19 protein-coding genes are annotated in these 19,597 nt (G+C 67.1%); 6 read left to right on the top strand and 13 right to left on the bottom strand.

The window, feature by feature from the left end:
* The 13 genes from ABWP84_RS14375 to ABWP84_RS14315 all read right to left on the bottom strand — a co-directional run.
* Nucleotides 1-354 (bottom strand): hypothetical protein (locus ABWP84_RS14375; protein WP_353212728.1); only part of this gene is annotated, 354 nt, incomplete at its 3' end.
* 15 nt (nt 355-369) lie between these two features.
* On the bottom strand, nt 370-978 hold the full coding sequence (locus ABWP84_RS14370) for a nicotinate-nucleotide adenylyltransferase (RefSeq protein WP_353212727.1): 609 nt from the start codon (nt 976-978) through the stop codon (nt 370-372).
* Nucleotides 979-1,309: 331 nt separating this feature from the next.
* Nucleotides 1,310-2,575 (bottom strand): glutamate-5-semialdehyde dehydrogenase, encoded by a 1,266-nt coding sequence (locus tag ABWP84_RS14365; protein ID WP_353212726.1) that lies wholly within the window; start codon nt 2,573-2,575, stop codon nt 1,310-1,312.
* A gap of 37 nt (nt 2,576-2,612) precedes the next feature.
* Nucleotides 2,613-3,050 (bottom strand): PaaI family thioesterase, encoded by a 438-nt coding sequence (locus ABWP84_RS14360; protein ID WP_353212725.1) that lies wholly within the window; start codon nt 3,048-3,050, stop codon nt 2,613-2,615.
* Complete coding sequence (locus tag ABWP84_RS14355; RefSeq protein WP_353212724.1) at nt 3,050-4,006, bottom strand: acetyl-CoA carboxylase carboxyltransferase subunit alpha; 957 nt, start codon at nt 4,004-4,006, stop codon at nt 3,050-3,052. Before ABWP84_RS14355 ends, ABWP84_RS14360 begins: the two co-directional genes overlap by 1 nt.
* A gap of 51 nt (nt 4,007-4,057) precedes the next feature.
* The gene (locus tag ABWP84_RS14350) at nt 4,058-5,017 is read right to left on the bottom strand and encodes an MBL fold metallo-hydrolase (protein ID WP_353212723.1); all 960 of its coding nucleotides are present in this window, start codon (nt 5,015-5,017) and stop codon (nt 4,058-4,060) included.
* A gap of 6 nt (nt 5,018-5,023) precedes the next feature.
* On the bottom strand, nt 5,024-5,497 hold the full coding sequence (locus ABWP84_RS14345; RefSeq protein WP_353212722.1) for an Lrp/AsnC family transcriptional regulator: 474 nt from the start codon (nt 5,495-5,497) through the stop codon (nt 5,024-5,026).
* A gap of 307 nt (nt 5,498-5,804) precedes the next feature.
* Complete coding sequence (locus ABWP84_RS14340; RefSeq protein WP_353212721.1) at nt 5,805-6,935, bottom strand: type III PLP-dependent enzyme; 1,131 nt, start codon at nt 6,933-6,935, stop codon at nt 5,805-5,807.
* 390 nt (nt 6,936-7,325) lie between these two features.
* The gene (locus ABWP84_RS14335; protein WP_353212720.1) at nt 7,326-7,739 is read right to left on the bottom strand and encodes a TIGR01841 family phasin; all 414 of its coding nucleotides are present in this window, start codon (nt 7,737-7,739) and stop codon (nt 7,326-7,328) included.
* Nucleotides 7,740-7,834: 95 nt separating this feature from the next.
* Nucleotides 7,835-8,470 carry a TetR family transcriptional regulator gene (locus tag ABWP84_RS14330; RefSeq protein WP_353212719.1) on the bottom strand — a complete coding sequence of 212 codons (636 nt, stop codon included), beginning with the start codon at nt 8,468-8,470 and terminating at the stop codon, nt 7,835-7,837.
* Nucleotides 8,471-8,523: 53 nt separating this feature from the next.
* The gene (locus tag ABWP84_RS14325; protein WP_353212718.1) at nt 8,524-9,708 is read right to left on the bottom strand and encodes a hypothetical protein; all 1,185 of its coding nucleotides are present in this window, start codon (nt 9,706-9,708) and stop codon (nt 8,524-8,526) included.
* 182 nt (nt 9,709-9,890) lie between these two features.
* Nucleotides 9,891-10,304 carry an OmpA family protein gene (locus ABWP84_RS14320; RefSeq protein WP_353212717.1) on the bottom strand — a complete coding sequence of 138 codons (414 nt, stop codon included), beginning with the start codon at nt 10,302-10,304 and terminating at the stop codon, nt 9,891-9,893.
* On the bottom strand, nt 10,304-11,518 hold the full coding sequence (locus ABWP84_RS14315; protein WP_353212716.1) for a JmjC domain-containing protein: 1,215 nt from the start codon (nt 11,516-11,518) through the stop codon (nt 10,304-10,306). Before ABWP84_RS14315 ends, ABWP84_RS14320 begins: the two co-directional genes overlap by 1 nt.
* A gap of 267 nt (nt 11,519-11,785) precedes the next feature.
* On the opposite strand from ABWP84_RS14315, the gene ABWP84_RS14310 reads away from it, so the two are divergent.
* From ABWP84_RS14310 to ABWP84_RS14285, 6 genes are all read left to right on the top strand, one after another.
* Nucleotides 11,786-16,357 (top strand): NAD-glutamate dehydrogenase domain-containing protein, encoded by a 4,572-nt coding sequence (locus ABWP84_RS14310; protein ID WP_353212715.1) that lies wholly within the window; start codon nt 11,786-11,788, stop codon nt 16,355-16,357.
* A gap of 59 nt (nt 16,358-16,416) precedes the next feature.
* A complete protein-coding gene (locus tag ABWP84_RS14305) occupies nt 16,417-16,764 on the top strand; it encodes a DUF1244 domain-containing protein (RefSeq protein ID WP_353212714.1) in 348 nt (115 codons plus the stop codon).
* Nucleotides 16,765-16,830: 66 nt separating this feature from the next.
* Entirely contained in the window at nt 16,831-17,103 is a 273-nt protein-coding gene (locus ABWP84_RS14300) for a DUF2312 domain-containing protein (protein ID WP_353212713.1), read from the top strand.
* A gap of 59 nt (nt 17,104-17,162) precedes the next feature.
* On the top strand, nt 17,163-18,212 hold the full coding sequence (locus ABWP84_RS14295; protein WP_353212712.1) for a TauD/TfdA family dioxygenase: 1,050 nt from the start codon (nt 17,163-17,165) through the stop codon (nt 18,210-18,212).
* A 43-nt stretch (nt 18,213-18,255) separates the two neighbouring features.
* On the top strand, nt 18,256-18,549 hold the full coding sequence (locus tag ABWP84_RS14290) for a DUF1330 domain-containing protein (RefSeq protein WP_353212711.1): 294 nt from the start codon (nt 18,256-18,258) through the stop codon (nt 18,547-18,549).
* Complete coding sequence (locus ABWP84_RS14285) at nt 18,546-19,529, top strand: nitronate monooxygenase family protein (protein ID WP_353212710.1); 984 nt, start codon at nt 18,546-18,548, stop codon at nt 19,527-19,529. Before ABWP84_RS14290 ends, ABWP84_RS14285 begins: the two co-directional genes overlap by 4 nt.
* Nucleotides 19,530-19,597: the final 68 nt, after the last annotated feature.

The raw sequence follows: 19,597 nt of genomic DNA, 5'->3' as shown, positions 1-19,597 counted from the left end.
CGGCTTCGTAGCAGCAGGCTTCGCCGCAGCACGGGCGGGCGCGGCCTTCGCCGCAACCGGCTTGGCGGCTGCAGCGCGGGCCGGAGCCTTCTCAGCCACCGGCTTCGTGGCCACCGGCTTCGTAGCAGCAGGCTTCGCCGCAGCACGGGCGGGCGCGGCCTTCGCCGCAACCGGCTTGGCGGCTGCAGCGCGGGCCGGAGCTTTCTCAGCCACCGGCTTCGTGGCCGCAGGCTTCGCAACGGCGCGCGCCGGCAGCTTCGTGGCAGGAGGCTTAGCCGATGCGGCCTTCGCTTTCGGCACTCGGCGCGGTTGTTCAGCCTCGGGGCTGGGGGATGTTTTCGGCGTGCGGGCCATGGCAGGCTCCTTGTCTCAGCGCTCACTGCCAGAATTCGGCCGTTTGCGCCACTCTTCCCGAATCGCCGTGGCCGATGCGCCATGCAGCGGCGCCGCCACAAAGCACCAGGGCGCATGCCGTGCGGGGGCGAAGAGCGCCGCCGGCCGCCGCCGATGCCGCCGCAGCACCGCCGCCGCCCGCCCCGCCAGCGCCTGGCGCGTGCTGCCCGGGCGCGGCAAAATCGCCAGCCGCGTGCCGGCCACCAGCTGCCGCCAGCGATTCCAACGCGGCAATTGCACCAGATTATCGGCGCCGATGATCAGCACAAACGCCACCCGCGGAAACCGCCGGCGCAGCCCTTCCAGCGTCTGCCAAGTGATGCGGGTGCCAAGCCGCGCCTCAATATCGCTGGCGATAATGCGCGGCGGCGCCGCCACCGCCCGCGCCGAGGCCAGCCGCTGCGCAAAGGGCATCATGCCCAGCGCCGGCTTCAGCGGATTGCCCGGCGAGACCATGAGCCAGACCGCATCCAACCCCAGCGCCCGCAGCGCCAGGCGCGCCACATGCCGGTGCCCCTCATGCGCCGGGTTGAAACTGCCGCCCAGCAGGCCGATGCGGGCCCTTCGCCTATCGCCGCCGATCAACGCGTGCGCAAGCTCACGCTGACGGGTTCGGCCAGCAGGTTCTCATAGCGCATGGTGATACCTCCCATTATTCGGGCGATGCTAGCCATGCGCCGCAGCAGTTGCAAAGCCGCCTGACAAATGGCCGAAAACCGCTGATGGCGTTCGCCCTATCGCCCTCTCCCACCAGCATCGACATAGATATCGACAATCTTCCCGGACCTTCGAATATTTGAAAATAATCCAACGAAGGTGCAGGAAACTCGTCGCCATACATGTTGACGCTGCTGGGGTGATCGAGGGGCAAAGCCCCTCGATCATGTCCCCCGGCCATGATCGTCTGAGCCGCCAGTTAAGCCCGCACCTGCCCCGTACCAATCACCTGATAGCGATAGGTGCAAAGCTGCTCCAACCCCACCGGCCCGCGCGCATGCATCCGGCCGGTGGCGATGCCGATCTCCGCACCAAACCCAAATTCCCCGCCATCGCAGAATTGGGTGGAGGCGTTCCACATCCCCACCGCCGAGGCGAGGCCATTGAGGAATTGCTCCGCCGCCGCCGCATCCTCGGTCACAATCGCCTCGGTGTGTTCGGTGCCAAAGCGGCGGATATGGTCGAGTGCCGCCGCCACCCCATCCACCACGGCAATGTTCAGCACGCTGTCCAGCCATTCGGTGTGGAAGGATTCTTCGCTTGCCGCGCCAAGTTCCGGGCAGATCGCCCGGGCGCGCGCATCGCCCAAAAAGCGGCAGCCCAATTCCGCCAGATCCGCCACCAGCAGCGGCAGCAGCCCCGGCGCAATGGCCGCATCGATCAACAGCGTCTCGGTCGAGCCACATACCCCGGTGCGGCGCATCTTGGCATTGGCCAGGATGGCGCGCGCCATCCCAGGCGCGGCCGCGGCATGGATATAGGTGTGGCAAAGCCCCTCGGCATGGGCGAGCACCGGCACCCGGCTATCCGCCTGCACCCGCTGCACCAGCCCCTTGCCGCCGCGCGGAATGATGAGGTCGATCAACCCCGCCGCCTGCAGCATGGCGCCCACAAAGGCGCGGTCGGCATTCGGCGCCACCTGAATGCAGCCCTCCGGCAGCCCAGCCGCCTGCAACCCCGCCAGCATTGCGGCATGAATGGCGCTGACCGAGCGCACACTCTCCCGCCCGCCACGCAAAATCACCGCATTGCCCGATTTCAGGCAGAGCGCCCCGGCATCGGCCAGCACATTCGGCCGGCTTTCAAACACCATGCCGATCACGCCAATGGGTTGCGCCACGCGGCGGATGCGCAGCCCATTGGGCCGGCTCCATTCCGCCAGCACCCTCCCGGCGGGGTCCTCCAGCGCGGCCACCTCCTCCACCCCACGGGCCATCGCCTCGATCCGCGCGGGGGTGAGGGTCAAACGGTCCTGAAAGGCGGGCGACAGATTCTCCGCCGCCATCAGATCCTCGGTATTCGCCGCCAGAATTCTCGGCCCGGCGGCGCGAATGGCGGCGGCGGCGGCCAGCAGCGCCTTATCCTTCTGCGCCCGCGGCGCGGCAGCCAGCGGCACGCAGGCAGCGCGCGCGGCTTGGGCGGCGGCATTGAGGGCTTCGGCAGCGAGGTCGGGCAGCGCGTTCATGGCGCCATCATAGCGCCGGCGCGCAGCCGAAGCGATATCAGCCCTGAATCGGCACGCCCATCGGATCGCCGGAGCCGCTGCGATAGCGATGCGTGCTGGCGCCAAAGGCAATCAGCGCGCCCGTCTCATCCCGCACCTCGGATTTGGCGAAAAACACATTGCGCCCGGCCGTCGCAATCCGCCCCTCGGCAATCAGCAGCGAGCCAATCTTCGCCTGGCCGGTGAAGCGGCAATCCAGGTCCAGCGTCACCGCGCTGCGCTTGCGCCCCGGATGGGGGCACCACAGCCCGGCAAAGGCCCCAGCCTGATCAAGCATCGACAGCATCACCCCGCCATGGGCAATGCCACCGCGATTGGCATGGGCCGGCACCAGGCGGCATTCCAGCCGGGCCAGCCCATCCTCCCAATGCACCACCTGCATGCCCATCAATTCATGATAGGGCGAGAGGGTCTGCCCCCGGCTATGCTGATCCATCAGGCGATTCCGCTGCGGCCCATATCCAGGAATTTCTCCCGCCGCCGGATGCGCAGCGTCGCGCCATCCTGTTCCAGCAGCGGCTCCAGCGCGGCCCAGATCGCCCGGCTCACGCTCAACATCGCCTCGGCCGGGGAACGATGCGCACCGCCCAGCGGCTCGGCCACAACGGTATCGATCAGCCCGAGTTTCTTCAGATCCTCAGCGGTGAGTTTCAGCGCCTCGGCCGCCGTTGGCGCCATGGCCGCATCACGCCAGAGAATGGAGGCACAACCCTCGGGGCTGATCACGCTGTATATCGCGTGCTCAAGCATCAAAACCCGATCCGCCGCCGCCAGCGCAATGGCCCCGCCCGAGCCGCCCTCGCCAATGATGGTGGCAATGAAGGGCACCGGCGCCTCCAGCCCCGCCTCGATGGAACGCGCAATCGCCTCGGCCTGGCCGCGCGCCTCCGCCTCAATGCCGGGAAAAGCGCCGGAGGTATCGACAAAGCTGAGAACCGGCAGGCCAAACCGCCCGGCCAATTCAATAATACGCCGCGCCTTGCGATAACCCTCGGGCTTCGCCATGCCAAAATTATGCTTCACCCGGGTTTCGGTGTCGCGCCCCTTCTCGGTGCCCAGCACAGCCACCGCGCGGCCACGAAACCGCCCCAGCCCGCCAATCACCGCCGCATCATCACCAAAGGCCCGGTCACCAGCGAGCGGCACAAAACCATCGATCAGGCTGGCAATGTAATCCAGCGCCTTGGGCCGTTCCGGGTGGCGCGCCACCTGGGCCTTCTGCCAGGGGGTCAGCTTGGCATAGGTCGCGGCGAGCAACTTCTGCGCCTTGTCCTGCAGCTTGCCCACCTCCTCGGCGAGGTCGATGCTGCCTGCATAGGCCGCCCGGCGGAGTTCCTCGACCTTGCCTTCCAGCTCGGCGATCGGCTTTTCGAATTCCAGAACATGGCTCATCACGCCTCGGGTATCAGACTTGCACAGGCCGCGCCACAGGGGGGGGTAGGATTACAGGGTGAACAGCTTGCCCACGGCAGCGGGCACCACCACGGGCTCGCCATAGGCACGCTCCAGCGCATTGACCGCCCGCCAGCCGGTGCAATGCGCCGGAATGATCAGCTCCAGCCCAAAGCCACCCAGGTCGCGCACCGTCTGCGGGATGATCGCCTCATTCTCGCCCGAGAGGTGAAACCCGCCCATCACCGCATGCAGCCTCTCACCCGGAAAGAGCCGGCGGGCCTCATGCAGCACATTCACCACCCCGGCATGCGAGCAGGCGGAGAAGATGACCAACCCCTTGCCCTTCAGCCGCACCGCCAGAAACCGCTCATCCATCAGCAATTCATCGGCGACCCAGGGGGCGGTGTCATCGGCGCGCGCCACCTGGCCGGGCAGGCCGCGCTCATACCCCGTCACCCGGGGAATTTCGCCGCTGATTTGGAACAACCCATCCAGCACGCTCAACGGCTCAGCGCTCACCACCGGATCAGCCCCCATCGCCGCCCAACCCGCCGGGGTAGGCACCGGGTCCATCGGCAGCACGCCGCCATCAGATTGGCGCATCCCCCGCTCGGCGAACATGCCCGGATGCAAATACAGCGGCACCCGCTTGCCCTCTGGCAGCATCGACAGCGCCTGCGGCAGCCCGCCCGCATGGTCCCAATGGCCATGGCTGAGCATCATCGCGTCGATGCCGGCAAAATTCACCCCCAGCCGCGGCGCGTTGCGGGCCATGGACATATCCACCGGCCCACCATCGAACAGCATGCTGCGCGGCCCGCCCGGCCCATGCGCGGTGATGAGCAGCGAGAGGCCATGGCTGGCAAAGCACAGGCATTCGCCCGCCGTGCGCGTCATGCCAAAGCGGCGCAGCACCTGGGTCTCCCGCTGCACAAAGCGCGGCGTGCTGGAGAGCATATCCAGCACATTATCGACAATGACGAGAATCTCGAGGCGTTCAGCTTCCATGGCGCGCTACTCGTCCCCCTCCTCATCCTCCGGCGCCACCGGCAGCAGGCTGGTCTCCTTGATCGAAGACAACGCCACATCCACCGCCAGCCGCTCCAGCCCCGGCAAGGTGCGCAATTCAGCCGAAACAAACTCCTCCAGCGCCGGCATATTGGCCAGCCGCAGTTTCACCAGATAGCTCCAATTGCCCGTCACATGGTGGCATTCCAGCACCGCCTCATGCGCCGCCATGGCCGCACGAAACGCGATATCAGCCGCCCCAGGCTTCAGCGCCAGGCGCACAAAAGCCAGCAACGGGCAGCCCGCCTCGGTCGGGTCCAGCCGGGCATGCCAGCCGATGATGACGCCCCGCTCCTCCAGCCGCTTCTGCCGCTCAGCGGTGGCGGAGACGGAAAGCCCCGCAATCTTCGCCAGTTCCGCCAGCCCCGCCGCACCATCCTGCTGCACGGCGATGGCAATTTTTCGGTCGATCTCGTCCATGGCCGTATTCTATCCGGTTTTTTCTGGTTTAGGGAAACATGCTCCTGGGCTGGCCGGCGAGACAGGGCAGAATGCCATGCTCACCGGCCAGGACAGCCCATCCGGGCGGGCCAATCACCACCACGCCGAAGGTTTCTCTCGCCCAAAGGGCGCGTGCGAGCACGGCCACGGAAGGCCCGTCACCGCAGTGACGGAGTATCCGGAGCGGAAACACGACATGGCAGCAGCCACCAGCGCCACGCAGAGGCAGCACCGAAGGCCCGGATGGGAATCTGGCGCGCGGGGCAGCAAACCCCGCGCGGATCAATCAGATGTAGTGCTCAGCCAGCGGCGCGAAGCCATTGAACTTCTGGCTGGCATAGGTGGTGACGTAAGCACCGGTGGAGAGAATCTCCACCCGGTCCCCATCCGCCAGCGCCTCGGGCAGCCGGTAGTTGGACTTCTCATACAGCGTATCCACGCTGTCGCAGGTCGGCCCCGCAATCGTCACCGGGCCTTCGGGCGTGCCATCATGCGGCGTGCGGAAGGCATAGCGGATCGCCTCGCCCTCAGTCTCGGCCAGGCCACCAAAGCGGCCAATATCGAGATACACCCAACGCACCGGGTCAGCCTCACCCTTGCGGGAGACCAGCACGACCTCAGCCACCACCGTCCCGGCATCGGCCACCAGGAAGCGGCCAGGCTCGATCACGATCTCCGGCAGCGCATTGCCGAAATGCTCGGCCATCGCACCCATGATGGCAGCGCCGATCTCCTCGATCTCCGGCACTTCCGACTTGTAGCGCACCGGGTAGCCACCGCCGAGATTGACCATGCGCAGCTTCACGCCAGCCGCCTCCAGGTCAGAGAACAGCATGCCCACCTTGGCGATGGCGGTCTTGTAAGGCGCCGTGCCGGTCTGCTGGCTGCCGACATGGAAGGAGATGCCGAAAGCGTCGAGCCCGAGTTCACCGGCCAGCACCATCAGCGTCTTCGCCATCTCGGCCTCACAGCCGAATTTCTTGCTCAGCGGCCATTCCGCACCCTCGTTTTCCACGAAGACGCGGCAATAAACGCGCGCACCAGGGGCCGAGCGCGCCAGCTTGCGCAGCTCCGCCTCGCTATCAAAGGCGAACATCCGCACGCCAGCGGCATAGGCCGCGGCAATATCGCGCTCTTTCTTGATGGTATTGCCATAGCTGACGCGCGACGGATCGGCACCGGCCTCGAGGCACATCTGCACCTCCTGCCAGGAGGCGGCATCAAAGAAGGAGCCCAGCCCGGTCAGCCGCTCCAGAATCGGCGCGCCTGGATTGGCCTTCACCGCATAATAGATCCGCGCCAGGGGCAAGGCCGTCTGCAGCCGCCGATAATTCTCGGCAACCCGGTCCACATCCAGCACGAGGCAAGGCGTGGCGGGAACAGTTTCAGCGAGAAAGCGAGCAACCTTATCGGTCATCGCAATACCCCTTCCAATTCAAAAGGAACCGGGCCCGGCTTCAGCCGGGTGGCCCCCAAGTTGACGAACGGTCGAACGAACCAGCGACCAAATAGAAACCGACCCACTTGCGCGGACCGGGGTTGCCAGAACACTTGACGTCGTTGCGTAAACCTTGCGCCGCGGTGTTGGCCTAAAGAGCCAACCCGTGGGCCTGGGGCCAGGGGCACGTGCGTACTGCGTCTGCGCGCTTATTACGCGCAGGGGGCTGGGGCTGCAAGAGGAATTTTGCCCTCAACCGTATTTTTTACGCGTCCCCCCCGGGGGGTAACAGGAAAGCCCCCTGTCACACCCCCAGGATAGCGGGGAGGAATGCCGGAAGGCCCGGGGGGCCTTCCGGATCGTTTCCGGTCAGGCCTTGACGACCAGGCCCTTCACTTCTTCCATCGCTGCGGTGAAGCGGGCATTCAGCACGCCCAGCGCTTCGCCATTGGACTTCTGAATCAGCTCGCTGATCTCCTGCATATTGGCCACCGCCTTCTCATAGGCAGCCTTCATCATCTCGGCCTGGCGGGCGGCCTTGGCGGCCGGGGCCTCCTGGCTCGCCATGCTCTGCACCGCTTCGCTCATCTCAGCCATCGACTGCTGCATGATTTCCATGTTGCGGCGGGCAACGGCCTGCGCGCCTTCCATGGCCAGCTTATTGGCGGCGGTCAGCGCCTCGATATTGCGCTTCTGCGCCTCAGCGAAGGCCGACATATCGGGCATCGCGGGCATCTTGAACTCGGAGAACAGCTTCATGAATTCGTCTTGCGGGCTGGCCATGGAAAAAATCCTTGCAGGGTTAAGAGTGACAAACCCTTAGCCCCCCCGGCGGCCCACGTCAAAAGATTTTGCTGCACCGCAACATAACAGCGAAATCAATCCGTCATCACATCTGGTTCAGCAGCCTCGGCCGGCTTGCGCTGGGCGGCAGGGTCCAGGCTGCGCGCCACCTGGTCGGCACGGTCCAGCGCCCGGTCCAGCGCCGCCATGGTGGCGGCGAGATCCGCGCTGTCATCCTTCAGCCATGCCCGCAGCGTATAGACCCACACCGCCGTCAGCCCCTTGATCCGCGCCAAGCCGGCGGGCCCATGCGAATCCAGCCCCGCCGCCTCCAGCATCCAACCCATGCTGCGCTCCATCGCCGCCCCCAGGCTCAGCACCAGGAAAGGATGGAAGGGCAAGTCCTTCATGAAGCGCAGAATGCCCTCGCGGTGCGGCTGCATCGCATCCAGCCGGCGCATCAGCACGTCAAACAGCCTGTCGCGCGCCGTCTCACCTTCAGTGGGGATGGTGCCATCCAGCACCAACCTGTCCACCATGGCGGTGTAGCGCAGCATGATCCCCTCCGGGCAGGAGGCAAAGCCGCGCATCTCCCCCAGCGAGACGCCAGAGGCCGCGGCAATGCGCGACAGCGTGGTGCCGCGCCAGCCCTGCTCGGCCACCACCGCAAACAGGCCATCAAAAATGCGTGCCTTCAGCGCGCCTGCAGAATCTTGGGATATATCGCTCATGCCACCTCAGTTTGGTCCGCAGCCGCCACTTGGAAAGCCCCCCCGGCGAGGTTTCACGGCCTGGCCTCCGTCACCCAGCCCGGCCGCAGGGTGATGGCCGCATTGCGGCACATGTCAAAGCCCCGCAGCTCCTCGGCGGCATTATTGTCGAAGACGATGCGCAAATCGGCCTGGCAATCGCCATCCATGCTGATCTCGGCCGTGCCGCCACTGCCCAGGGGGGCGGAAATCTGGTTCCCGCCCCAATCGCCGCTCTCCACCGGCGAGAGATAAATCCCGGTGATCGCCCGCTCATAGACCGATCCCAGCGCCATGCGCCGCGCGCCCTGAAAAATAATCGGCTGGCCGCCACAGATATCCACCGCCTCGCGCAGCTCCTCGCGGCGGTCCTGGAACACCGCGCGCAGCCGAAACTGGCACTCGCCCGAGCGCACCCGCAGCGGGAAACTCTGCCCCGGCTGCAGCACCGCCGCCCCCAGCCGATCCGCGCCCCAATTCGGCGTGCGGCTGGCATAGAGGCTTTGCAGCGTCACCGCACTGCGGTTGGTCACCGTCACCTCGCGCAGCGGAATGGTAGAATCACCAAAGGAGAGCCGCGGCTCGGCGCAGATATCGGCCTGCCTCGTCTCAGCCTCGGCCCCCTGGAAGGCGGCACGCACCGTCACCTGACAAGCCGCGAAACCGCGCAGGCGCAGGCGAAAACTGTCACTCGGCGCCACCGTCGCCGCGCCCAGCCTATCCGGCCCCGGCTCCTGGCTGCCACGCTCGAAAATGAAGATCTGCATCAGTTGGTTGTCGGTGTCATTCACCACCTGAATGTCGCGCCGGCGCTCATCGGTCAGGGTGAGTTCCTGCTGCCGGCAAACATCGAAGGCCACAATCTCCTCCGTCGCATCCTCCCACACCGCGCGCAGTTGCTGCTGGCAGGGCGTCACGCGGCCCAGGCGAAGGGTATAGCGCTGGCCGGCGGGCAGCATATCGGTGCCCAGCCGGTCCGGCCCCTCACCTCGCCCGGCCTGGCCCTGGGCAAAAACAAAAACCTGGCGAATCGCCGTATCGGTGCGGTTGATCAGGTTCAATTGACGATCCGCCGGCGGCGCCGTGCGATTGGGCGGGGCTGGCGGCGGGCTGCCAGAGGGGCTGCCAGAGGGGCTGCCAGAGGGCTTCTGCGCCAGAGCCGCCGCCATGGGCAGCACCAGCAGCGTGACGGCGAGGATGGAACCCAGATGGCGGCGCATGCTTAACCTCATTGATCGTGGCGCTGAGAGCATTTTCAAGCCTTGCGGCTTCGCAAGCCGACTCGGAAAATGCGTAAAAACAAAAACCAGAACCGTTTCACCGTCTTCGCTGTCGCCGAAACGCCTCTAACATGCCGTGGCAACAGCGCTGCCGTCCAGCATTCTCGCAAACCAGCCTGCCGTCACGGCAGAATGATGATGGTGGCGCCACGCCCCGGCCGGGCGGCGGTGCTGCGGGTAAAGCCGGCCACCCGGGCCTCCGCCCGCACCCGGTCGCGTTCAATGCCAAGCTGGGCCAGTTCCAGCGCCACCGCGCGCGCCCGGGCGGCGGCCAGGCGCTGGCCGGTGGTCGCGCCCCCCTCGGAGGAAAGCGCATGGCCGAGCACGCAGATATTGCGCTCCGGCGCCTGCCGGGCCAGTTCCGCCGCCGCCGCAAGCGGGCTGCGCGCCTCTTCGCCGAGCCTGGCCGAGCGGGGGGCAAAGCCAATGGCGAAATGATCATCCTCCAACTCGGCCGCGCCCACGCAATTGAAGGGGCGAATCTGCCCCGCAGCCGGCAGTGCCATCGCCAGCAGCAGCGGCAGGATGAGGCGCATCAGCCGGCCAATACCAGGCCAGCACCGGCCAGACGGGCCAGCAGCGCCTTGGCATCCACCGCCGGATAGGCCACCTGCAACTCCGCCTCGGTCACATCCGGCCGGGCCAGCAGCCAGCCCGCCGCCTCGGCCTCGGCCGGCGCCAGGGCCAGAGCACCGCCCTCGGTCTTGAGCACCCATTCAGCGCCGCGCCGCACCGGCCGCGCCCCCGCGGCGATCACCCGAAAGCCCAGCGCCTCGGCATCCCCCGCCGGTGCCGCCGGCGCCATCAGCCCCCGCGCCGCCAAAAGATCATTGCCGCCGCGATGAAAGCGATGCCCGGCGATAAAGCCCTCAATCACCGAGAGCACCTTGGGGTCACGCGCCAATTCGGCCAGCTTGGCACCCATCTGCCCCACACGCTGGGTCAGGGCGAATTTGGCCGCCGCCGAGCCATCCTGCCGCGGCAAAGGCTGGCGGAAGCTGGTCTCATACAGCACCCGCTCCATCAGGATGTTCATCACATCCATCCCCAGCACCGCATGCGCGCCATAGGCAACATGAACCGAGGCCGGCGCCTCCGCCAGGGCATCATGATACCAGCCGCGCGGCAGATAGAGCAGATCACCCGTCTTCAGCAGCACCTTCTCCCGCAGCCTGCCCTTGGCCTGTTCGTGATGCGCCTGGTCCTGGCTGCGGAAGACAGGGTGGGAGATCGGCCATTCCGCCCGGCCCTCCCAGATATTCCAGGTCTTCTCGCCCTCCACCTGCACGGCCCAGACATCATGCGTGTCGTAATGCGCAGGAAACGCCTTATGGCTCTGCCAGGAGATATAGACATTGGCCTGGGCCTTCCCCAGCCCCGCCCCCTCCAGCGCCGCCGAAACCCCAGCCAGGCCGGGCGTGAGGCTATCCACATCATTCATCACCACCGAGCAGCCCCGGGCGATATGCTGCGCCAACTTGGCCGCATCGGGCTGCATCAGCGTCTGCGCATCGCGCGAGAGGGCGGAGACGCAATATTGCTCGGCCGGGATGGGCGTGCCGTCCAGATACAGCTTCAGCGACTGGCTGGACCAGGCATGGGTCATATCCAGCAGCCGGTTGATGCCGCGCCAACCCAGCACGGCGGCGAATTTCGCCGCACCACCTTTGACATGCAAAGGCTGCTTGTCGTGATACTCGGCGAAGAATGTCTCGGGCGAGACCGGGGCGAGAAGCTCTGCGAGGTTCATAGCCATAGTATTAGCACCAAGCCGCGCCCGCCATCACTCCCGCGTCAGGGGCCGGAGGATAAAATCTCGCTCCCCTGCCAGGCAGCGTCACGCGGGCCACGGCGTATTGCCCTCCCGCGCAGCAATCCAGGGGCCACATCCTGCGCCCCATTGGCCGTTTTAGCGGATGATCATGACCAAAGCATGAACGGCTTCACGGAAATTTCTTGTTGTCCGTCCACGACTTGGCCGATGATGCCGCCAAGCACCGCCTCTGGAGGGCCGTCCATGCCAGACCACAATCACACCACCCTGCCTGACCCGGTGCGCGAGGAGGCCCTGCGCCTTGCCGCCGCCGCCCTGCCTTCGGGCATGGATGCCCCCCTGGCCCTGCTCCGTCCCCTCCTCGCCGGTATTCCGCTGGCCGAAATGGCCGCCATAGCGCCCGATGAACTCGCCGCCATGGTCGTCTCCCTCGCCGGCCTCGCCCAGCACCGCCTGCCCGGCGAGGCCCGCATCCGCGTCCTCCCCGCCGGCCGCTTCCCCCATCCGGTGGTCGAGATCATCACCGATGACATGCCCTTCCTGGTCGATAGCGTGCTCGCCGCCCTCGCCCATCATGGCCGCAAGCTGCGCCAGGTGCTGCACCCGGTGCTGCCCGTCACCCGCGCCGAAGATGGCACCCTCCAAGCCATGGGCGAGGGGCCATTGCGCGAGAGCATGATGCGCATCAGCTTCGCCAATACCGATGCCGCCACCGGCCAGACCGAGGCCCTCATCGCCGCCACCCTGGCCGATGTGCGCGCTGCGGTCGCGGATTTCGCCCCCATGCTGGCGGAGCTGCGCGGCGCCGAGGCCGGGCTCGAAGGCGACCCGCGCGCCTTCCTCGCCTGGTTGGCCGAGGATAATTTCGTCCTGCTCGGCCATCGCCGCCTGATGGTCGATGGCACGGGCTTCCGCGCCGAGGCCGGGCTGGGCCTGCTGCGCAACCCCACCCTGCCGGTCTTCGACGCGCTGCGTGACCTCGCAGCCCTGCCCGAGGCAGCGCGCGGCGGGCTGCTGGAACGCCTGCCCATCTCCGTCGCCAAGGCGAATATGCGCAGCACCGTCCACCGCACCCAGCATGCCGATGTGATCGCGGTGCGGATCTTCGCCGAGGATGGCGCGGTGCTCGGCATCCGCCTCTTCCTCGGCCTCTTCGCCGCCGGCGCCTATAATCGCAACCCGCGCTCCATCCCCATGCTGGCCGCCAAGGTGGAGCGGGTGCTGGCCGCCTCGGGCGTCGCCCCCGGCAGCCATGATGGCCGAGCCCTGCGCAATATCCTCGACACCTGGCCGCGCGATGAACTCTTCCAGGCCAGCGAGGCGGAAATCCTGCATGGCGCCCGCCGCGCCCTTGACCTCGCTTTGATGCCCCGCACCGCCATGGTGCTGCGGCCAGACCCCTTCGGCCGCTTCGTCTCCGCCATTGTCTGGCTGCCGCGGGAGAATTTCGACACCCATCTGCGCAGCCAGGTGGCCGAGCTTCTCGCCCGCGCCCATGGCGGCCGCCTCTCCGCCTTTTACATCGCCCTCGGCGACACCCCCCTCGCCCGAATCCACTACATCATCGGCACCGACCCGATGCACCCCGCCCAGGTCGATGCCGGCGCGCTGGAAGCGCTGGTCTGCGAAATGGCCCGCAGCTTCGCCGACCGCGTGGCCGATGCCCTGCTACAGGCGCGTGGCGAGGCGCAGGCCGCCGCCACCATGGCGCTCTGGGCCCAGGCCTTCCCGCCCGGCTATCGCGAGCGCATCACCGCCAGCCAGGCGCTCGCCGATATCGCCCTGGCCGAAGAGGCGCTGGCGCAAAACCGCCCCGCCATGGCCTTCCTCCGCCCACCGGGCAGCGATGCGCGCATGGTCCAGCTGCGCCTGGTCAATATCGGCGGCCCCCTGCCGCTCGCTGATACAATGCCGCTCTTCGAAAGCCTGGACCTGCGCGCCATCGAGGAAACCCCGCACCACTTCACCCTCGCCAATGGCCGCCGGGTGGTGCTGCATATCTTCACCCTGGAAGCGGGTGCCGGCGCGGCCGAGACCAGCTTCGACGAATTGCTCGGCGGCCTCGCCGCCCTGCTGGCCGGCGAGGCCGATGCCGATGGCTTCAACCGCCTCATCCCCCGCGCCGAACTCGATTGGCGCGAATGCTGGCTGCTGCGGGCGATGTATCGCTGGACCAAGCAGGTGGGTTTTGCCTTCTCCCAAGGCAGCGTCGAGGCCGCACTCTGCGCCCACCCCCAGGCCGCGCGCCTGCTCGTGGACCTTTTTCACGCCCGCTTCGACCCTGCCTTGCCGCGCGACCCCGCCCGCGAAGAGCGCATCGATACCGCCTGGAAAACCCTGCTCGATGGCGTCGAAAACCCCGATGAGGACCGCATCCTGGCCCGGCTGCGCAATGTGCTCGACGCCATGCTGAGGACCAATTTCCACCAGCGCAAAGCCTATCTCTCCTTCAAACTGGAAAGCCTGCAGGCCGGCGATATGCCCGAACCCCGGCCCTGGCGGGAAATCTTCGTCCATTCCGCCCGGATGGAGGGCTGCCACCTCCGCGCCGGGCCGGTGGCACGCGGCGGCATACGCTGGTCCGACCGGCGCGAGGATTTCCGCACCGAAATCCTCAGCCTGATGAAGGCACAGCGCCTGAAAAACGTCGTCATCGTGCCCACCGGCGCCAAGGGCGGCTTCATCCTCAAAAACCCGCCCCCCGCCGCCAATCGCGAGGCCTTCCTCGCCGAAGGCATCGCCTGCTACCGCGTGCTCGTGCAGGGCATGTTGGACATCACCGATAATCTCGACGGCACCACCGTACTGCCGCCCCCCGCCGTGGTCAGGCGCGATGGCGATGACCCCTATATCGTCGTCGCCGCCGACAAAGGCACCGCCACCTTCTCCGACATCGCCAATGGCATCTCGGCCGATTACAATTTCTGGCTGGGCGATGCCTTCGCCAGTGGCGGCAGTGCCGGCTACGATCACAAGCATATGGGCATCACCGCCCGCGGCGCCTGGGTGATGATCGCCCGGCATTTCGCCGAAATGGGCCACGATATTTTCACCCAACCCTTTACCTGCGTCGGCGTGGGCGACATGTCAGGCGACGTCTTCGGCAATGGCCTGCTGATCACACGGCAAACCCGGCTGCTCGCCGCCTTCGACCACCGCCACATCTTTCTCGACCCCACCCCCCCCGAAGCGGCCTACGAGGAACGCGCGAGGCTCTTCGCCCTGCCCCGCTCCTCCTGGGCGGATTATGATTCGGGCCTGATCTCAGCCGGCGGCGGCGTCTTCCCCCGCTCAGCCAAAGCCATCACCCTCAGCCCCGAGGCCCAGGCCATGCTGGGCCTGGCCGGCGCGCGGCACGAACCCACCGCCATCATGCAGGCCATCCTGCGGATGCAGGCGGATCTGCTGTATTTCGGCGGCATCGGCACCTACATCAAAGCCAGTGCCGAAACCCAGGCCGAGGCGGGCGACCGCACCAATGACACCATCCGCGTCAATGGCGCCGATATCCGCGCCCGGGTGGTGGGAGAGGGTGCCAATCTCGGCGTCACCCAGGCCGGGCGGATCGAGGCCGCGCAAATCGGCGCCAATGGCCAGGGCGTGCGGATCAACACCGATGCGCTGGATAATGCCGCCGGCGTCTCCACCTCGGATCATGAGGTGAACATCAAAATTCTACTCGCCGATGTGGAAGCAAAGGGCGGCATGACCCGCACCCAGCGCGACGCCCTGCTCAAGACCATGACCGATGACGTGGCGGCGCTGGTGCTGGTGGATAACGCGCTGCAATCCCTGGCCATCTCGCTCGAAGTGGCGGCCGGGGCCGCCGCCCTGCCCGCCCAGGCCGCGCTGATGGCAAGGCTGGAACAGGCAAAACTGCTCGACCGCGCCCAGGCCGGCCTGCCGGATGACGCGACCATCACCCTCCGCGCCGCCGAAAACAAAGGCCTCACCCGGCCCGAGGCCGCCTCGCTGCTGCCCTTCGCCAAGCTCTGGCTCAACGAGGCCATCGGCCAAAGCGACCTGCCCGATGACCCAGCCTTCCTGCCGCTGCTGCGGGCCTATTTCCCGCCCGCTCTGCGCGAAAATTTCGCCCGCCATATCGAGACCCACCGGCTGCGGCGCGAATTGGTTTCCATGGCCCTGGCCAATCAGGTGGCCAATCGCCTGGGCTGCGCCGGGCTGGGCCGGCTGACCGCCGAGGCCACACCCGCCGCCGCCGCCCGCGCCATCTGGCTCGCCGGCGCGCTGCTGGGGCTGGAGGACGCCGCCATCGAGGCCGATGCCGCCCCCCGCCCCGCCAGCGAGCGCCTTTGCACCCAAGCCGCGCTGCGCGCCCTGCTGGAAAACGCCGCGCAATCCCTCCTCGCCGAAACCGCCCCCTTGGGCGAGACCCTGGCCGCGCTCTCCCCCGGCCTGCCCGCCCTGCTCGATGGCCGCGTGGGCGCCGATGCGCTGGCGGCCGCCCCCAAACTCGCCGCCGCCCCGGCCATTCTGCGCCTGGCCCTCACCTCCGGCGCCAGCGCCCTGGCCGCCGCCGAAGCCTGGGAGGCGGTGGCAAGACGCTTTCACCTCCCCGCGCTGCGGGCGGCGGCGAATATGGCCCGCGTCTCCGGCAGTTTCGGCAATCGGGCGCGGGCGGCGCTGCTGGCCGATATCACCGCCGCGCAGGCTAGGCTCGCCGCGGCAAACCTGGCCGGCCAGCCGGAAGCCCCCAGCACCGAAATGGCGGCAAGGCTGGTGGAAGAGGCCGCCAGCGTGCCCGATCTGGCCGCGGTAACGGTGGCGGCACGGGCCCTGGCCGCGCTGGCCTAGCCCCGCCCGCTTGATGCGCGCCCCCTTCCCCCGCACATAGCAGGCAAAGGAGCCCCATCATGCCGCCCGTCCAACCCGAAGCCGATCTCGCCCTCGGCGCCGCCGCCCAACTCACCCCCGAGCAGCGCGACCGCATCGAGGCCGCCGCCTTCCGCAAACTCGTCCAGCACCTGCGCGAGCGCTCGGATGTGCAGAATATCGACATGATGAACCTCACCGGCTTCTGCAGGAACTGCACCAGCCGCTGGTATCAGGAGGCCGCCGCCGATGCCGGCGTGGCGCTGGAAACCCCCGCCGCGCGCGAAGTGATTTACGGCATGCCCTACAAGGCCTGGCAGGCCGCCTTCCAAAAAGAGGCCTCGCCCGAGCAGCAAGCCGCCTTCGCCGCCAAAAACCCGGGCCACTAAAGCCCCACCCTGGGCGGCCGCCCCGGCTTCGGCTAAACACCTCGCTCGTTTTCAGGGGATTTCTTCATGGCCATCAAACCAGGCGAAACGCTTGCCGGCCCCGATGTCGGCGGCATCGCGGCCGAGCGGCTGCGCAGCATCGTCGAGCGCGTCGAGCGTCTCGAGGAAGAGCGCAAGGCGCTGGCCTCCGACATCAAGGATATTTTCGCCGAGGCGAAATCCGCCGGCTTCGACGTCAAAGTGCTCCGCCAAATCCTCTCCCTGCGCAAAAAGGAACCAGCCGAGGTAGAGGAGCAGGAAACCCTGCTAGACCTCTACAAACGCGCCCTAGGCATGTAGGCCGGCTCATCCACCCGCAGGCTTGACCCCAACCCAGCCCGGGCAGAGCCTCCCCACCCATGGACCACACGCTCTCCCCCATCGGTGGCCCCCCCGCCTGGCGCGGCCGCGAACTCGAATATCGCGGCTTCTGGCCACGCAAATTCCTCGGCCTCGAAATCGCAGCACTCGACGAAGCCCTAGCCCGCGCCACCGCCGCCCCCCCCGCCCTGCGCGCCGAGGGCTTTGCCATCCCCGCACTCCGCCCGCTGCTCGAAACCCTTGCCCGCGAGCTGGAAACCGGCGCAGGCATCATCCGCCTCTCCGGCCTGCCGGTGGAGCGCTACACCCACGCCCAACTCCGCACCCTGTTCTGGGGCTTCTGCGCCAATCTGGGCCAGCCCCTGCCGCAAAACACCACCGGCGAATTCATCGGCGAGGTCAAGGATGAAGGCGCCGCCGCGCTCAGCATCGAAAACGGCATCCCCTCCGCCCGCGCCCGCAGCCGCTCCACCGGCCCGCTGCGCTTCCACACCGACAAATGCGACCTGCTGGCCCTGCTCTGCGCCTCCAACGGCATCTCCGGCGGCGTTTCTCGCGTGGTGTCCACCATCGCAATCCACGACGAATTCGCCCGCCGCCGCCCCGACCTACTCGAAATCCTCTATTGCGACTTCTGGCGCAAACGCCCCACCGATGAGGAAGGCCCACAATCAAGGCCCGAAGACGCCGTCTTCCCCATGCCAGTCTTCTCCCGCGGCCCCACCGGCGCCTTCACCAGCCAATATTCCCGCACCTATGTGGAAATGGCCGCCGCCATCCCCGGCGTGCCGCCCCTCACCCCCGCACAGATCGAAGCCATGGACCTCCTCGCCCAATTGGCCGAGGAACTCTGCATCGAAGCCCCCTTCACACCGGGCGATATCCAAATCCTCAACCAGCACACCACCTATCATGGCCGCACCGCCTATGCCGATGGCGAGGCCGGCCGCCGCGTGCTGATGCGCATCTGGATAGCACCCCCCTTCTCCCGCGCCCTGCCCGAAGGCCACCGCGTGCAATGGGGCAGCGTGGCACCAGGCGCACTGCGCGGCGGCGCCATGCCAGGGCAAAGCGCCTTCCCCGGCTGAAATCCATAGGCTAGCCTCACCGCAACGATAAACGAGGAAACCCATGGCCGCCTATCTCATCGCCAATATCGAGGTGCATGACCCCGAAGGCTTCGCCCGCTACGGCGCCCTGGTCGCACCCATGGTGGCACGCTTCGGCGGCCGCTACCTCGTGCGCGGCGGCCCATTGCAAACACTCGAAGGCCAACCCGGCATCAACCGCCTCGTCATCCTCGAATACCCCGATATGGCAACCCTGCGCGGCTTCTACTTCAGCGAAGAATACAAGCCGCTGCTGGCCATGCGCGAAGCCGCCACCACCTCCCACGTCACCCTCGCCGAAGGTTATGCCCCATGAGCCTGCTCAACATGCTGCAAGGCCGCCTGCGGCTGCCCGTCATCGCCTCGCCGCTCTTCATCATCTCCGTGCCCGATCTGGTGGTGGCGCAATGCACCTCCGGCATCATCGGCTCCATGCCATCCCTCAATGCCCGCCCACTCGAACAACTCGACGAATGGCTCTCCGAAATCAAGGAACGCCTCGCCGCACACGACGCCGCCCACCCCGAACGCCCCTCCGCCCCCTTCGCCATCAACCTCATCGTCCACAAATCCAACGACCGCCTCGAAGAAGACCTCAAACTGGTCGTCAAACACAAAGTACCACTCATCATCTGCAGCCTCGGCGCCCGCAACGAAGTCTATGACGCCATCCACTCCTATGGCGGCTACGGCATCCACGACGTCATCAACCAATTCTTCGCCCATAAAGCCATCGAGAAAGGCGCCGATGGCCTCGTCCTGGTGGCCTCCGGCGCCGGCGGCCACGCCGGCAACCTCTCACCCTTCGGCCTGGTGCAGGAAACCCGCGAGTGGTTCGACGGCCCCATCGCCCTCTCCGGCGCCATCGCCCATGGCCGCTCCATCCTCGCCGCCGAAGCCATGGGCGCCGACTTCGCCTATATGGGCAGCGCCTTCATCGCCACCCACGAAGCCCGCGCCGTCGACGAATACAAAGCCATGATCGCCGGCCACGGCGCCGAAGACATCGTCTACACCAACCTCATCACCGGCGTGCACGGCAACTACCTCCGCCCCAGCCTGCAAGCCGCCGGCCTCGACCCCGATAACCTCGACCAATCCGACAAAAACGCCATGAACTTCGGCTCCGGCCGCGTCAAAAAATGGAAAGACGTCTGGGGCTCCGGCCAAGGCATCGGCGCCGTCAAAGACGTGCTGCCCACAGCACAACTGGTCGACCGCCTGGCACAGGAATACGCCGCTGCCCGGACACGACTGGGCACGCACTCGCCGCTGGTGAATCCGGGTTGGAGGTAGCGCTGGCGGCCCCTGGGGAAGGCTCTGCCTTCCCCAAACCCCATCCGCAAAGGGCCGAGAGGCCCTTT

It is taken from the genome of Rhodovarius sp., assembly GCF_040399605.1.
GTDB lineage: Bacteria > Pseudomonadota > Alphaproteobacteria > Acetobacterales > Acetobacteraceae > Rhodovarius > Rhodovarius crocodyli_A.
This window is presented reverse-complemented; position numbering and strand designations above follow the sequence as displayed.

Bases quoted from the DNA above. Each gene is read 5' to 3' on its own strand.
- ABWP84_RS14330 (WP_353212719.1), bottom strand. From the start codon at position 8,470: ATGAGCGATATATCCCAAGATTCTGCAGGCGCGCTGAAGGCACGCATT.
- ABWP84_RS14335 (WP_353212720.1), bottom strand. From the start codon at position 7,739: ATGGCCAGCCCGCAAGACGAATTCATGAAGCTGTTCTCCGAGTTCAAG.
- ABWP84_RS14285 (WP_353212710.1), top strand. From the start codon at position 18,546: ATGAGCCTGCTCAACATGCTGCAAGGCCGCCTGCGGCTGCCCGTCATC.
- ABWP84_RS14360 (WP_353212725.1), bottom strand. From the start codon at position 3,050: ATGGATCAGCATAGCCGGGGGCAGACCCTCTCGCCCTATCATGAATTG.
- ABWP84_RS14345 (WP_353212722.1), bottom strand. From the start codon at position 5,497: ATGGACGAGATCGACCGAAAAATTGCCATCGCCGTGCAGCAGGATGGT.
- ABWP84_RS14305 (WP_353212714.1), top strand. From the start codon at position 16,417: ATGCCGCCCGTCCAACCCGAAGCCGATCTCGCCCTCGGCGCCGCCGCC.
- ABWP84_RS14315 (WP_353212716.1), bottom strand. From the start codon at position 11,518: ATGAACCTCGCAGAGCTTCTCGCCCCGGTCTCGCCCGAGACATTCTTC.
- ABWP84_RS14290 (WP_353212711.1), top strand. From the start codon at position 18,256: ATGGCCGCCTATCTCATCGCCAATATCGAGGTGCATGACCCCGAAGGC.
- ABWP84_RS14350 (WP_353212723.1), bottom strand. From the start codon at position 5,017: ATGGAAGCTGAACGCCTCGAGATTCTCGTCATTGTCGATAATGTGCTG.
- ABWP84_RS14300 (WP_353212713.1), top strand. From the start codon at position 16,831: ATGGCCATCAAACCAGGCGAAACGCTTGCCGGCCCCGATGTCGGCGGC.
- ABWP84_RS14295 (WP_353212712.1), top strand. From the start codon at position 17,163: ATGGACCACACGCTCTCCCCCATCGGTGGCCCCCCCGCCTGGCGCGGC.
- ABWP84_RS14365 (WP_353212726.1), bottom strand. From the start codon at position 2,575: ATGAACGCGCTGCCCGACCTCGCTGCCGAAGCCCTCAATGCCGCCGCC.
- ABWP84_RS14310 (WP_353212715.1), top strand. From the start codon at position 11,786: ATGCCAGACCACAATCACACCACCCTGCCTGACCCGGTGCGCGAGGAG.
- ABWP84_RS14325 (WP_353212718.1), bottom strand. From the start codon at position 9,708: ATGCGCCGCCATCTGGGTTCCATCCTCGCCGTCACGCTGCTGGTGCTG.
- ABWP84_RS14355 (WP_353212724.1), bottom strand. From the start codon at position 4,006: ATGAGCCATGTTCTGGAATTCGAAAAGCCGATCGCCGAGCTGGAAGGC.
- ABWP84_RS14320 (WP_353212717.1), bottom strand. From the start codon at position 10,304: ATGCGCCTCATCCTGCCGCTGCTGCTGGCGATGGCACTGCCGGCTGCG.
- ABWP84_RS14340 (WP_353212721.1), bottom strand. From the start codon at position 6,935: ATGACCGATAAGGTTGCTCGCTTTCTCGCTGAAACTGTTCCCGCCACG.